The organism is Streptomyces corchorusii (assembly GCF_001514055.1).
Lineage (GTDB): Bacteria > Actinomycetota > Actinomycetes > Streptomycetales > Streptomycetaceae > Streptomyces > Streptomyces olivaceoviridis.
Genome location: NZ_KQ948352.1, coordinates 571,329 through 584,329 on the forward strand (window position 1 = coordinate 571,329; position 13,001 = coordinate 584,329).

Consider the following 13,001-nt stretch of genomic DNA (forward strand, 5'->3'; position numbering starts at 1 on the left):
GGCAGCGCCCGATGACGGCCACCACCGAGGCCCCCGACCTGGAACGCGCCACTTTGGACAAGGCCGCGAGCGAGAACTTCCCGGTGGCCCCCTTCTTCCTGCCCCGGGCCTGGCGTGCCGACCTCATGGCGGTCTACGGGTTCGCCCGTCTGGTGGACGACATCGGCGACGGCGACCTCGCCCCCGGCGGCGCCGACGCCCGGCTGCTCGGCGTGTCGCCCGCCGAGGCCGCCGACCGCCTGGTCCTCCTCGACGCCTTCGAGGCCGACCTGCGCCGCGTCTTCGACGGCACCCCGCGCCACCCGCTGCTGCGCCGCCTGCGGCCCACCGTCCGCCGTCACGCCCTCACCCCCGAGCCGTTCCTCGGGCTGATCGCCGCCAACCGCCAGGACCAGCTCGTCAGCCGGTACGAGACCTACGACGACCTCCTCGCCTACTGCGAACTCTCCGCCAACCCGGTCGGCCGCCTCGTGCTCGCCGTCACCGGCACCTCCACCCCCGAGCGGATCCGGCTGTCCGACGCGATCTGCACGGCGCTCCAGATCGTCGAGCACCTCCAGGACGTCGCCGAGGACCTCGGCCGCGACCGGATCTATCTCCCCGCCGCGGACATGAAGCGCTTCCACGTCCAGGAAGCGGACCTCGCCGCGAAAACCACGGGCGCATCGGTGCGCGCCCTGGTTGCATATGAAGCTCAACGCGCCCGCGATCTGCTGAATGAAGGCGCCCCCCTGGTGGGTAGCGTCCACGGCAGGCTCAAGCTGCTGCTCGCAGGGTTCGTGGCGGGAGGAAGGGCGGCGATCCGGGCGATCGCCGCCGCCGAATACGACGTACTTCCCGGCCCGCCCAGACCCGGCAAGGTCCAGTTGCTGCGCGAGGCGGGCGTGATCCTGCGAGGAGAGGGGTGATCCGGACCGTGGATTCTCCGCCGCACGTGTCCGCACCGGTACTCGCCGCCTACAGCTACTGCGAGGCCGTGACCGGGCAGCAGGCCCGTAACTTCGCCTACGGCATCCGGCTGCTGCCGACGGCCAAGCGCCGCGCCATGTCGGCGCTGTACGCGTTCTCCCGGCGCGTGGACGACATTGGCGACGGCGAGCTGGCCGGCGAGGTCAAGCTGGCGCGGCTGGAGGACACCCGGGCGCTGCTCGCCCGGATCCGCGAGGGCGGGGTCGAGGAGGACGACACCGACCCGGTGGCCGTCGCCCTCAGCCACGCCGCGCGCGTCTTCCCGATCCCGCTCGGCGGCCTGGACGAGCTGATCGACGGCGTCCAGATGGACGTGCGCGGCGAGACCTACGAGACCTGGGACGACCTGAAGGTCTACTGCCGGTGTGTCGCCGGTGCCATCGGCCGCCTCTCGCTCGGCGTGTTCGGCACCGAACCGGCCGCGCGCGGAGCCGAGCGCGCGGCCGAGTACGCCGACACGCTGGGCCTCGCCCTCCAGCTCACCAACATCCTGCGCGACGTCCGCGAGGACGCGGCCGGCGGCCGTACCTATCTGCCCGCCGACGACCTCGCCAAGTTCGGCTGCTCGGCCGGGTTCAACGGGCCGACCCCGCCGGAGGGCTCGGACTTCGCGGGCCTCGTGCACTTCGAAGTGCGGCGCGCCCGGGCCCTGTTCGCCGAGGGCTACCGGCTGCTGCCCATGCTCGACCGCCGCAGCGGCGCCTGTGTGGCCGCGATGGCCGGCATCTACCGCCGGCTGCTGGACCGCATCGAGCGCGACCCGGAGGCCGTGCTGCGCGGCCGGGTCTCGCTGCCCGGACACGAGAAGGCCTACGTCGCCGTGCGCGGCCTCTCGGGGCTCGACACCCGGCATGTGACCCGCCACGTCTCCCGGCGCTCCGTCCGGAGGCGCGCCTGATGCAGCGCACCGCACCAGAACCGGCCGAACCGGACGGCATGCGACAGTCAACCTTCCGCCGCGGCGTGGCGTCCCTGACTGCGACGGCCGGGCGTGCACCGTTCGACCACCAGGCGCGCACCCCGAAGGGGCGCGGGGCTGTGTCCGACATGCGGCTGCCGCGTGGGCACGACCAGCCACGACGTAGCCGCGGACGAAAGGCGGTCCGCAACGGCCCCGCCCGCGGAGCGCTCGCGCACGCACGGAAGGACGCACGATGAGCGACGGCGCACTCCCCGCACCGGCGCGGTCCGGTACTCCGGGCACGGCGGGCCGCAGCGCGGTCGTGGTCGGTGGCGGCCTCGCCGGGATCACCGCGGCGCTCGCCCTCGCCGACGCCGGCGTCCGGGTCACCCTGCTCGAAGGCAGGCCCCGGCTCGGCGGCCTCGCCTTCTCCTTCCAGCGCGGCGAACTGACCGTCGACAACGGCCAGCACGTGTACCTGCGCTGCTGCACCGCCTACCGCTGGTTCCTCGACCGGATCGAGGGCGCGGCGCTGGCACCGCTACAGGACCGCCTGGACGTGCCCGTCGTCGACGTCGCCAAGCCCGAGGGGCGGCGGCTCGGCAGACTGCGGCGCGACCCGCTGCCCGTCCCCCTCCACCTGGGGCGCAGCCTGGCCGCCTATCCGCACCTCTCGCTCGCCGAGCGCGCGGCCGTCGGGCGGGCCGCGCTCGCGCTGAAGGGGCTCGACCTCGCCGATCCGGCCTTGGACGACCAGGACTTCGGCAGTTGGCTGGCCGCGCACGGTCAGTCGGCGCGCGCCGTCGAGGCCCTGTGGGACCTGGTCGGGGTCGCCACCCTCAACGCGGTCGCGGGCGACGCCTCGCTGGGACTCGCCGCGATGGTGTTCAAGACCGGTCTGCTGTCCGACCCGGGCGCGGCCGACATCGGCTGGGCCCATGTCCCGCTGGGCGAACTGCACGACCGGCTGGCCCGCAAGGCGCTCGACTCCGCGGGCGTGCGTACCGAGGTCCGTACACGCGTCACCTCCGTCTCCAACAACGAGAACGGGACGTGGAGCGTTCAGGTTCCCGGCGAGAACCTCGAAACCGACGCGGTCGTCCTCGCCGTACCCCAGCGCGAGGCCCACGACCTGCTGCCGCCCGGCGCCCTCGACGCGCCCGAGCGGCTGCTGGAGATCGGCACCGCGCCGATCCTCAACGTCCACGTGGTGTACGACCGCGAGGTGCTCGCCCGGCCCTTCTTCGCCGCCCTCGGCACGCCCGTGCAGTGGGTGTTCGACCGCACCCACGCCTCCGGGCTGCGCACGGGACAGTACCTGGCGCTGTCCCAGTCGGCCGCGCAGGACGACATCGACACCCCGGTCGCCGAACTCCGCGAGCGCTACCTGCCCGAGCTGGAACGGCTGATCCCGGGTACGCGCGCGGCCGAGGTGCTGGACTTCTTCGTGACCCGGGAGCGCACGGCGACGTTCGCCCCCACCCCCGGCGTCGGGCGGCTGCGGCCCGGCGCCCGCACCAAGGCCCCCGGCCTGTACCTGGCCGGAGCGTGGACCGCCACCGGGTGGCCCGCGACCATGGAGAGTGCGGTCCGCAGTGGAGTGAGCGCGGCCGACGCCGCGCTCAGTGCCCTGGGCCGGCCCCGCCCCCGCCACCTCTTCGCATTCGAGGAGGCGGCCTGATGTCCCATCGGCAGGCGGCCGGCCCCCGCACCCCCGGTACCGCAACAAGAGGAGAGACTGTGCCCACTGTGCCCCCGGCCTCGACGCCCGCTCCACGGGCCGCGGTGGACGTGACCGCGCTGCTGGAGCGCGGCCGGACCCTGGCCACACCGGTGCTGCGCGCGGCCGTCGACCGCCTGGCGCCTCCCATGGACACCGTCGCCGCCTACCACTTCGGCTGGATCGACGCCGCCGGCAACCCCGCCGACGGCGACGGCGGCAAGGCCGTCCGCCCCGCGCTCGCCGTGCTCTCCGCCGAGGTCACCGGCGCCGCACCCGAGGCGGGCGTCCCGGGCGCGGTCGCCGTCGAACTCGTGCACAACTTCTCGCTGCTGCACGACGACCTCATGGACGGCGACGAGCAGCGCCGGCACCGGGACACCGTCTGGAAGGTGCACGGCCCCGCCCAGGCCATCCTGGTCGGTGACGCCCTGTTCGCCCTCGCCAACGAGGTCCTGCTGGAACTCGGCACGGTCGAGGCCGGCCGCGCCACCCGCCGGCTGACCACCGCCACCCGCGCCCTGATCGACGGTCAGGCTCAGGACATCTCCTACGAGCACCGCGACCGGGTCAGCGTCGAGGAGTGCCTGGAGATGGAGGGCAACAAGACCGGCGCCCTGCTCGCCTGCGCCTGCTCCATCGGCGCGGTCCTCGGCGGCGCGGACGACGCCACCGCCGACGCGCTGGAACGGTACGGCTACCACCTCGGCCTCGCCTTCCAGGCCGTGGACGACCTGCTCGGCATCTGGGGCGACCCGGAGGCCACCGGCAAGCAGGCATGGAGCGACCTGCGCCAGCGCAAGAAGTCCCTGCCCGTGGTGGCCGCGCTCGCGGCCGGCGGCTCCGCCTCCGAGCAGCTCGGCGACATCCTCGCCGCCGACGCCAAGAGCAGCGACTTCGAGAACTTCTCCGAGGAGGAGTTCGCGGCCCGCGCCGCCCTCATCGAGGAGGCCGGCGGCCGTGAGTGGACGGCGGCGGAGGCGCGCCGCCAGCACACCATCGCCATCGAGGCCCTCGACGCCGTCGACATGCCCGACCGGGTGCGGGACTCCTTCACGGCGCTCGCGGACTTCGTCGTCGTACGGAAGAGATGATCACCATTGGCCTGATGAGCCTCGCGTAGTCGCCGGCCGGTGTCTCCCCACGGTTGAAGGACACCGGCCGACGGCGGACCCACAGCAGCACGACTTGCACGACTGCACGAAGGGGATGCCATGACAGCGACGACCGACGGAAGCACCGGGGCGACCTTGCCGCCTCGGGCTGCCGCGGCCAGCGACACCACCCTCACCACCCCCGAGGCGGCCGGGGTACAAGAAGCCGCCGCGCGCGCCGCACGACGCGCCACCGACTTCCTGCTCTCCCGGCAGGATTCGGAGGGCTGGTGGAAGGGCGACCTGGAGACCAACGTCACCATGGACGCCGAGGACCTGCTGCTCCGTCAGTTCCTGGGCATCCAGGACGAGAAGACCACGCAGGCCGCCGCGAAGTTCATCCGCGGCGAGCAGCGTGAGGACGGCACCTGGGCCACCTTCTACGGCGGCCCCGGCGAACTGTCCACCACCGTCGAGGCGTACGTCGCCCTGCGCCTGGCCGGTGACGCGCCCGACGCGCCGCACATGGCGAAGGCGTCCGCCTGGATCCGCGAGCGCGGCGGCATCGCCGCCTCCCGCGTGTTCACCAGGATCTGGCTCGCCCTGTTCGGCTGGTGGAAGTGGGAGGACCTGCCCGAACTCCCCCCGGAGCTGATCTGGTTCCCCACCTGGATGCCGCTCAACATCTACGACTTCGGCTGCTGGGCCCGGCAGACCATCGTCCCGCTCACCATCGTCTCGGCCAAGCGGCCGGTGCGCCCCGCGCCCTTCCCGCTGGACGAACTGCACACCGACCCGGCCCGGCCCAACCCGCCCCGGCCCCTGGCCCCGCTGGCCAGTTGGGACGGCGCCTTCCAGCGCATCGACAAGGCGCTGCACCAGTTCCGCAAGGTCGCCCCGCGCAGGCTGCGCAAGGCCGCGGTGAACGCGGCGGCCCGCTGGATCATCGAGCGGCAGGAGAACGACGGCTGCTGGGGCGGCATCCAGCCCCCGGCCGTGTACTCGATCATCGCCCTGCACCTGCTCGGCTACGACCTCCAGCACCCCGTGATGCGTGAGGGCCTCGCCTCGCTGGACCGCTTCGCCGTCTGGCGCGAGGACGGCGCCCGGATGATCGAGGCCTGCCAGTCCCCGGTCTGGGACACCTGCCTGGCCACGATCGCCCTCGTGGACGCCGGCCTGCCCGTCGACCACCCCCAACTGGTCAAGGCGGCCGACTGGATGCTCGGCGAGGAGATCGTCCGGCCCGGCGACTGGGCCGTGAAGCGTCCCGGACTGCCGCCGGGCGGCTGGGCGTTCGAGTTCCACAACGACAACTACCCGGACATCGACGACACCGCCGAGGTCGCCCTCGCGCTGCGCCGGGTCCGGCACCACGACCCGGAGCGCGTCGACAAGGCGATCGGCCGGGCGGTGCGCTGGAACCTCGGCATGCAGTCGAAGAACGGCGCCTGGGGCGCCTTCGACGTCGACAACACCAGCCCGTTCCCCAACCGGCTGCCGTTCTGCGACTTCGGCGAGGTCATCGACCCGCCGTCCGCGGACGTCACCGCGCACGTCGTGGAGATGCTCGCCGCCGAGGGCCTCGCCCACGACCCGCGCACCCGGCGCGGCATCGACTGGCTGCTCGCCGAACAGGAGCCGAACGGCTCGTGGTTCGGCCGCTGGGGCGTCAACTACATCTACGGCACCGGCTCGGTGGTGCCCGCCCTGACCGCGGCCGGACTGCCCGGCTCGCACCCGGCGATCCGGCGGGCCGTGACCTGGCTGGAGAGCGTCCAGAACGACGACGGCGGCTGGGGCGAGGACCTGCGCTCCTACAAGTACGTCAAGGAGTGGAGCGGCCGGGGCGCCTCCACCGCCTCGCAGACCGCGTGGGCGCTGATGGCGCTGCTCGCGGCGGGGGAGAAGGACTCCGAGGCCGTCGAGCGCGGCATCCAGTGGCTGGCCCGGACCCAGCGCGAGGACGGCACCTGGGACGAGCCGTACTTCACCGGCACCGGCTTCCCCTGGGACTTCTCCATCAACTACCACCTGTACCGGCAGGTGTTCCCGCTCACCGCGCTCGGCCGCTACCTGCACGGCGACCCCTTCGAGCGCAATCTGCTCGCCAAGGCCAAGACGGCCGCGTCACGGGCGACGGGGAGCTGACTTGAGAGGCCAGCCCGCCCCGGCCCCGCTGCTGATCGCCTGCGCGCTCGGCATCGAGCACCTCGCCCTGCGCACCGGCGACAGGAGCGGGGCGGACGGGCCGTACACCGTCGTCCGCACGGGCATGGGCCCGAAGGCGGCGGAACGCTCCGTCGGCCGGCACCTCGCCGGCCCGGCGGCGGCCGGCACCGCCGTGCTGGCCACCGGTTTCTGTGCCGGGCTCGCCCCCGGCATGCACCCCGGCGACCTGGTCGTCGCCGAGGAGACCCGGGACCCGCGCGGGACCGTCCCGTGCGTGGGCACCGACCTGCTGGTCAAGGAACTCGTGCGCCTGCTGCCCGGACGCACGGTCCACACCGGCCCGCTCACCGGCTCCGACCACGTCGTGCGGGGGGCCGAGCGGTACGATCTGCTCGCCACCGGCGCGATCGCGGTCGACATGGAGTCGGCGGCCACGCTCCGCACGGCCGTCCGTACGGGCAAGCGCCCGGTCGCGGCCGTCCGGGTGGTCGTGGACGCCCCGGAACACGAACTCGTCCGGATCGGCACGGTGCGCGGCGGAATATCAGCCTTCCGCGTTCTTCGTTCCATCCTTCCCTCATTTTTTGAATGGCACCGTTCTTTGCTGCTCCCTCGGAGGTGAGCCAGATGGCCATGCCGTTGCGCCAGTCCATCAAGGTCGCGACATACCTGGCTGAACAGAAGCTCCGCAAGCGGGACAAGTTCCCGCTCATCGTGGAGCTGGAACCGCTGTTCGCCTGCAATCTGAAGTGCGAGGGCTGCGGCAAGATCCAGCACCCGGCCGGTGTGCTCAAGCAGCGCATGCCGGTCGCCCAGGCCGTGGGCGCGGTGCTGGAGTCCGGTGCGCCGATGGTGTCCATCGCCGGCGGCGAACCGTTGATGCACCCTCAGATCGACGAGATCGTGCGGCAGTTGGTGGCGAAGCGGAAATACGTCTTCCTGTGCACCAACGCGATGCTGCTGCGCAAGAAGATGGACAAGTTCACGCCGTCGCCCTACTTCGCCTTCGCCGTGCACATCGACGGGCTGCGGGAGCGGCACGACGAGTCCGTCGCCAAGGAAGGCGTCTTCGACGAGGCGGTGGAGGCCATCAAGGAGGCCAAGCGGCGCGGCTTCCGGGTGACCACCAACTCCACCTTCTTCAACACCGACACCCCGCAGACCATCATCGAGGTGCTCAACTTCCTCAACGACGACCTCAAGGTCGACGAGATGATGATCTCGCCCGCCTATGCCTACGAGAAGGCCCCCGACCAGGACCACTTCCTCGGTGTCGAGCAGACCCGCGAGCTGTTCAGGAAGGCCTTCGCGGGCGGCAACCGCAAGAAGTGGCGGCTCAACCACTCCCCGCTCTTCCTGGACTTCCTGGAGGGCAAGGTCGACTTCCCGTGCACCGCGTGGGCGATCCCGAACTACTCGCTCTTCGGGTGGCAGCGCCCCTGCTACCTGATGAGCGACGGGTACGTGCCGACGTACCGCGAACTCATCGAGAAGACCGACTGGGACAAGTACGGCCGCGGCAAGGACCCGCGCTGCGACAACTGCATGGCGCACTGCGGCTACGAACCGACCGCCGTCCTCGCCACCATGGGCTCCCTGAAGGAGTCCCTGCGGGCCATGCGCGAGACCGTCTCCGGAAACCGGGAGTGACACGGTGACCGCCGTTCCCTTGGGCGTTCCCGGGGTACCGGCCCGTCCGGTCGCGCCGCGGCGGCAGTCGCGGCAGATCCACGTCGGGCCGGTGGCGGTCGGGGGCGGAGCCCCGGTGTCGGTGCAGTCCATGACGACGACCCGCACCTCGGACATCGGCGCCACCTTGCAGCAGATAGCGGAACTCACCGCGTCCGGCTGCCAGATCGTCCGCGTCGCCTGCCCCACGCAGGACGACGCGGACGCCCTCGCGACCATCGCCCGCAAGTCGCGGATCCCGGTGATCGCGGACATCCACTTCCAGCCGAAGTACGTGTTCGCCGCCATCGAGGCCGGCTGCGCGGCGGTGCGCGTGAACCCGGGCAACATCAAGAAGTTCGACGACCAGGTCAAGGAGATCGCGCGGGCCGCCAAGGACCACGGCACGCCGATCCGGATCGGCGTCAACGCCGGTTCGCTGGACAAGCGCCTGCTCCGGAAGTACGGCAAGGCGACCCCGGAGGCGCTGGTGGAGTCGGCGTTGTGGGAGGCGTCCCTCTTCGAGGAGCACGACTTCCGCGACATCAAGATCTCCGTCAAGCACAACGACCCGGTCGTGATGATCGAGGCCTACCGGCAGCTCGCCGAACAGTGCGACTACCCGCTGCACCTCGGCGTCACGGAGGCCGGCCCCGCCTTCCAGGGCACGATCAAGTCGGCCGTCGCCTTCGGGGCGTTGCTGTCCCGGGGCATCGGGGACACCATCCGGGTGTCGCTGAGCGCGCCGCCCGCCGAAGAGGTCAAGGTCGGCATCCAGATCCTTCAGTCGCTGGGGCTGCGGCAGCGACGCCTGGAGATCGTCTCCTGTCCGTCCTGCGGCCGGGCCCAGGTGGACGTGTACAAGCTCGCCGAGGAGGTCACCGCGGGGCTGGACGGCATGGAAGTGCCGCTCAGGGTCGCGGTGATGGGGTGTGTGGTCAACGGTCCGGGCGAGGCCCGCGAGGCCGACCTCGGAGTTGCCTCGGGCAACGGCAAGGGCCAGATCTTCGTCAAGGGCGAGGTCGTCAAGACCGTCCCCGAGTCGAAGATCGTGGAGACCCTCATCGAGGAGGCCATGAAGCTCGCCGGGCGGACGAGCCCCGCAGACAGTTGAGTTGAGGCAAGGCACGGACCGAGAGGGGGCCCGAGCGTGACCATTCTGGAGAACATCCGGGGACCACGCGACCTGAAGGCGCTGTCCGAGGCGGAACTCGGTGAACTGTCCGAAGAGATACGTGAGTTCCTGGTGCACGCGGTGTCGAGGACGGGCGGTCACCTGGGCCCCAATCTGGGCGTGGTGGAACTGACCGTCGCGCTCCACCGGGTCTTCGAGTCACCGGTCGACCGCATCCTGTGGGACACCGGCCACCAGAGCTATGTGCACAAGCTCCTGACCGGCCGCCAGGACTTCTCCAAGCTGCGCGGCAAGGGCGGACTGTCCGGCTACCCCTCGCGCGAGGAGTCCGAGCACGACGTCATCGAGAACAGCCACGCCTCCACCGCGCTCGGCTGGGCCGACGGGCTCGCCAAGGCCAACCAGGTGCTGGGGGAGAAGGGCCATGTGGTCGCGGTCATCGGCGACGGCGCGCTGACCGGCGGCATGGCCTGGGAAGCGCTCAACAACATCGCCGCGGCCAAGGACCGGCCGCTGATCATCGTCGTCAACGACAACGAGCGGTCGTACGCCCCCACCATCGGCGGCCTCGCCAACCACCTGGCCACCCTGCGCACCACCGACGGCTACGAGAAGGTCCTCGCCTGGGGCAAGGAGGTGCTCCAGCGCACCCCGGTCGTCGGCACCACGCTCTACGAGTCCCTGCACGGCGCGAAGAAGGGCTTCAAGGACGCCTTCGCCCCGCAGGGCATGTTCGAGGACCTGGGCCTGAAGTACCTCGGCCCGATCGACGGCCACGACATCAACGCCGTCGAGTCCGCGCTGCGCCGCGCGAAACGCTTCCACGGGCCGGTCCTGGTCCACTGCCTCACCGTGAAGGGCCGCGGCTACGAGCCCGCCCTCGCGCACGAGGAGGACCACTTCCATACCGTCGGCGTGATGGACCCGCTCACCTGCGCACCGCTCACTCCGGCGAGCGGCCCCTCCTGGACCTCGGTGTTCGGCGAGGAGATCGTGCGGATCGGCGAGGAGCGCGAGGACGTCGTGGCGATCACGGCGGCCATGCTGCACCCGGTCGGCCTCGGGAAGTTCGCCGAGCGCTTCCCGGACCGGGTGTGGGACGTGGGCATCGCCGAGCAGCACGCGGCCGTCTCCGCGGCCGGCCTCGCGACCGGCGGGCTGCACCCGGTCGTCGCCGTCTACGCCACCTTCCTCAACCGGGCCTTCGACCAGCTGTTGATGGACGTCGCCCTGCACCGCTGCGGGGTCACCTTCGTCCTGGACCGGGCCGGCGTCACCGGCGCCGACGGACCCTCCCACAACGGCATGTGGGACATGTCCGTCCTCCAGGTCGTCCCGGGGCTCAGGATCGCCGCCCCGCGCGACGCCGGCCAACTGCGCGCCCAGTTGCGCGAGGCGGTCGCCGTGGACGACGCGCCCACCCTGGTCCGCTTCCCGAAGGAGTCCGTCGGTCCGTCCGTCCCGGCACTCGACCACGTCGGCGGCATGGACGTCCTGCACCGCGCCGACCGCCCCGAGGTGCTGCTGGTGGCCGTCGGCGTGATGGCCTCCGTGTGCCTCCAGGCCGCCGAGCTGCTCCAGGCCCGCGGCATCGGCTGCACGGTGGTGGACCCGCGCTGGGTCAAGCCGGTCGACCCCGCGCTGCCGGGTCTGGCGGCCGAGCACCGGCTGGTGGCCGTGGTCGAGGACAACAGCCGGGCCGCGGGCGTCGGTTCGGCGGTGGCGCTGGCCCTCGGCGACGCGGACGTGGACGTGCCGGTACGGCGGTTCGGCATCCCGGAGCAGTTCCTCCCGCACGCCAAACGCGGAGAGGTGCTGGCCGACATCGGTCTCACGCCCGTCGAGATCGCCGGGCGGATCAGTGCGAGCCTGGCCGTCAAGGACGCCGGCGGCGCAGTCAAGGAGAGTGAATGACCACCGAGTTCGACCTCGGCGCCCTGCTCGCCGAGCGCGGAGCCGAACGCTACGAGCTGCACGCGAAGCACCTCAATCCGCAGCTCCCGCGCATGCTGCACACCATCGGCTTCGACAAGGTCTACGAGCGTGCCGAGGGGGCGCACTTCTTCGACGCGGAGGGCAACGACTACCTGGACATGCTGGCCGGGTTCGGCGTGATGGGCCTCGGCCGCCACCACCCGGTCGTCCGCAAGGCGCTGCACGACGTCCTGGACCTGGACCTCGCCGACCTCACCCGCTTCGACTGCCAGCCGCTGCCCGGCCTGCTCGCCGAGCGGCTGCTGGCCCACAGCCCGCACCTGGACCGGGTGTTCTTCGGCAACAGCGGCACCGAGGCCGTCGAGACGGCCTTGAAGTTCGCCCGGTATGCCACCGGCAAGCCGCGCGTCCTCTACTGCGACCACGCCTTCCACGGCCTGACCACCGGCTCCCTCTCGGTCAACGGCGAGAGGGGCTTCCGCGACGGCTTCGCCCCGCTGCTGCCCGACACCGCCGTACCGCTCGGCGATCTCGACGCCCTGGCACGGGAGTTGATGAAGGGCGACGTCGCCGCGCTGATCCTGGAGCCGATCCAGGGCAAGGGCGTGCACGAGGCGCCGCCCGGCTATCTGCGGGCCGCCCAGGAGCTGCTGCACCGGCACAAGGCGCTGCTCATCGCCGACGAGGTGCAGACCGGCCTCGGCCGCACCGGCGACTTCTACGCCTACCAGCACGAGGACGGCGTCGAACCCGACCTGGTGTGCGTCGCCAAGGCCCTCTCCGGCGGCTACGTGCCCGTCGGCGCCACCCTCGGCAAGGAGTGGATCTTCAAGAAGGTCTACTCGTCCATGGACCGGGTGCTGGTGCACTCGGCGAGCTTCGGCGCCAACGCGCAGGCGATGGCGTGCGGGCTCGCCGTGCTGTCGGTCATGGAGAACGAGCAGATCGTCGCCGGCGTGCGCCGGACGGGCGAGCTGCTGAAGTCCCGGCTCACCAAGCTGATCGACACGTACGAGCTGCTGGCCGACGTCCGGGGCCGGGGCCTGATGATCGGCATCGAGTTCGGCAAGCCGTCCTCACTGAAGCTGCGCAGCCGCTGGACCATGCTCCAGGCGGCCCGCAAGGGGCTGTTCGCCCAGATGGTCGTCGTACCGCTGCTCCAGAAGCACCGCATCCTCACGCAGGTCTCCGGTGACCATCTGGAGGTGATCAAGCTCATTCCGCCGCTGGTCGTCGACGAGGCCGACGTGGACCGGTTCGTGGACGCCTTCGCCGCGGTCATGGACGACGCGCACAGCGGTGGCGGCCTGATGTGGGACTTCGGCAAGACCTTGATCAAGCAGGCGGTGGCGAACCGCTGACGGGGCGCCGGCCGGCGCGGCTGATCTCCGGTCCTTTGCCTCAGAG

11 protein-coding genes are annotated in these 13,001 nt (G+C 71.6%); all 11 read left to right on the forward strand.

What is annotated here, in order from left to right:
• Window positions 1-11 precede the first annotated feature (11 nt).
• The 11 genes from hpnC to AQJ11_RS06720 all read left to right on the forward strand — a co-directional run bounded on the left by hpnC (window position 12) and on the right by AQJ11_RS06720 (window position 12,955).
• A complete protein-coding gene (gene hpnC / locus AQJ11_RS06675) occupies window positions 12-908 on the forward strand; it encodes a squalene synthase HpnC (protein WP_058082824.1) in 897 nt (298 codons plus the stop codon).
• The gene (gene hpnD / locus AQJ11_RS06680; protein ID WP_059262195.1) at window positions 905-1,867 is read left to right on the forward strand and encodes a presqualene diphosphate synthase HpnD; all 963 of its coding nucleotides are present in this window, start codon (window positions 905-907) and stop codon (window positions 1,865-1,867) included. Before hpnC ends, hpnD begins: the two co-directional genes overlap by 4 nt.
• A gap of 38 nt (window positions 1,868-1,905) precedes the next feature.
• Window positions 1,906-2,127 carry a DUF6380 family protein gene (locus AQJ11_RS52610; RefSeq protein ID WP_425265006.1) on the forward strand — a complete coding sequence of 74 codons (222 nt, stop codon included), beginning with the start codon at window positions 1,906-1,908 and terminating at the stop codon, window positions 2,125-2,127.
• Window positions 2,124-3,551 carry a hydroxysqualene dehydroxylase HpnE gene (gene hpnE / locus AQJ11_RS06685; protein ID WP_014676204.1) on the forward strand — a complete coding sequence of 476 codons (1,428 nt, stop codon included), beginning with the start codon at window positions 2,124-2,126 and terminating at the stop codon, window positions 3,549-3,551. The genes AQJ11_RS52610 and hpnE overlap by 4 nt, the downstream gene beginning before the upstream one ends.
• Entirely contained in the window at window positions 3,551-4,684 is a 1,134-nt protein-coding gene (locus tag AQJ11_RS06690) for a polyprenyl synthetase family protein (protein WP_078611855.1), read from the forward strand. Before hpnE ends, AQJ11_RS06690 begins: the two co-directional genes overlap by 1 nt.
• 120 nt (window positions 4,685-4,804) lie before the next feature.
• Window positions 4,805-6,835 (forward strand): squalene--hopene cyclase, encoded by a 2,031-nt coding sequence (gene shc / locus AQJ11_RS06695; protein ID WP_014676206.1) that lies wholly within the window; start codon window positions 4,805-4,807, stop codon window positions 6,833-6,835.
• 1 nt (window position 6,836) lies between these two features.
• Window positions 6,837-7,478 (forward strand): phosphorylase family protein, encoded by a 642-nt coding sequence (locus tag AQJ11_RS06700; protein WP_014676207.1) that lies wholly within the window; start codon window positions 6,837-6,839, stop codon window positions 7,476-7,478.
• A gap of 5 nt (window positions 7,479-7,483) precedes the next feature.
• Entirely contained in the window at window positions 7,484-8,506 is a 1,023-nt protein-coding gene (gene hpnH, locus AQJ11_RS06705; RefSeq protein WP_014676208.1) for an adenosyl-hopene transferase HpnH, read from the forward strand.
• 4 nt (window positions 8,507-8,510) lie between these two features.
• Complete coding sequence (gene ispG, locus AQJ11_RS06710) at window positions 8,511-9,638, forward strand: flavodoxin-dependent (E)-4-hydroxy-3-methylbut-2-enyl-diphosphate synthase (RefSeq protein WP_058082828.1); 1,128 nt, start codon at window positions 8,511-8,513, stop codon at window positions 9,636-9,638.
• A gap of 36 nt (window positions 9,639-9,674) precedes the next feature.
• The gene (gene dxs, locus AQJ11_RS06715; RefSeq protein WP_014676210.1) at window positions 9,675-11,573 is read left to right on the forward strand and encodes a 1-deoxy-D-xylulose-5-phosphate synthase; all 1,899 of its coding nucleotides are present in this window, start codon (window positions 9,675-9,677) and stop codon (window positions 11,571-11,573) included.
• Entirely contained in the window at window positions 11,570-12,955 is a 1,386-nt protein-coding gene (locus AQJ11_RS06720) for an aspartate aminotransferase family protein (protein WP_059262196.1), read from the forward strand. The genes dxs and AQJ11_RS06720 overlap by 4 nt, the downstream gene beginning before the upstream one ends.
• The last annotated feature ends 46 nt before the right edge of the window (window positions 12,956-13,001 follow it).

Excerpts from the sequence above, each read along its gene's own strand:
- shc (WP_014676206.1), top strand. The coding sequence starts at position 4,805 with ATGACAGCGACGACCGACGGAAGCACCGGGGCGACCTTGCCGCCTCGG.
- AQJ11_RS06690 (WP_078611855.1), top strand. The coding sequence starts at position 3,551 with ATGTCCCATCGGCAGGCGGCCGGCCCCCGCACCCCCGGTACCGCAACA.
- AQJ11_RS06720 (WP_059262196.1), top strand. The coding sequence starts at position 11,570 with ATGACCACCGAGTTCGACCTCGGCGCCCTGCTCGCCGAGCGCGGAGCC.
- hpnH (WP_014676208.1), top strand. The coding sequence starts at position 7,484 with ATGGCCATGCCGTTGCGCCAGTCCATCAAGGTCGCGACATACCTGGCT.
- AQJ11_RS52610 (WP_425265006.1), top strand. The coding sequence starts at position 1,906 with ATGCGACAGTCAACCTTCCGCCGCGGCGTGGCGTCCCTGACTGCGACG.
- hpnC (WP_058082824.1), top strand. The coding sequence starts at position 12 with ATGACGGCCACCACCGAGGCCCCCGACCTGGAACGCGCCACTTTGGAC.
- hpnE (WP_014676204.1), top strand. The coding sequence starts at position 2,124 with ATGAGCGACGGCGCACTCCCCGCACCGGCGCGGTCCGGTACTCCGGGC.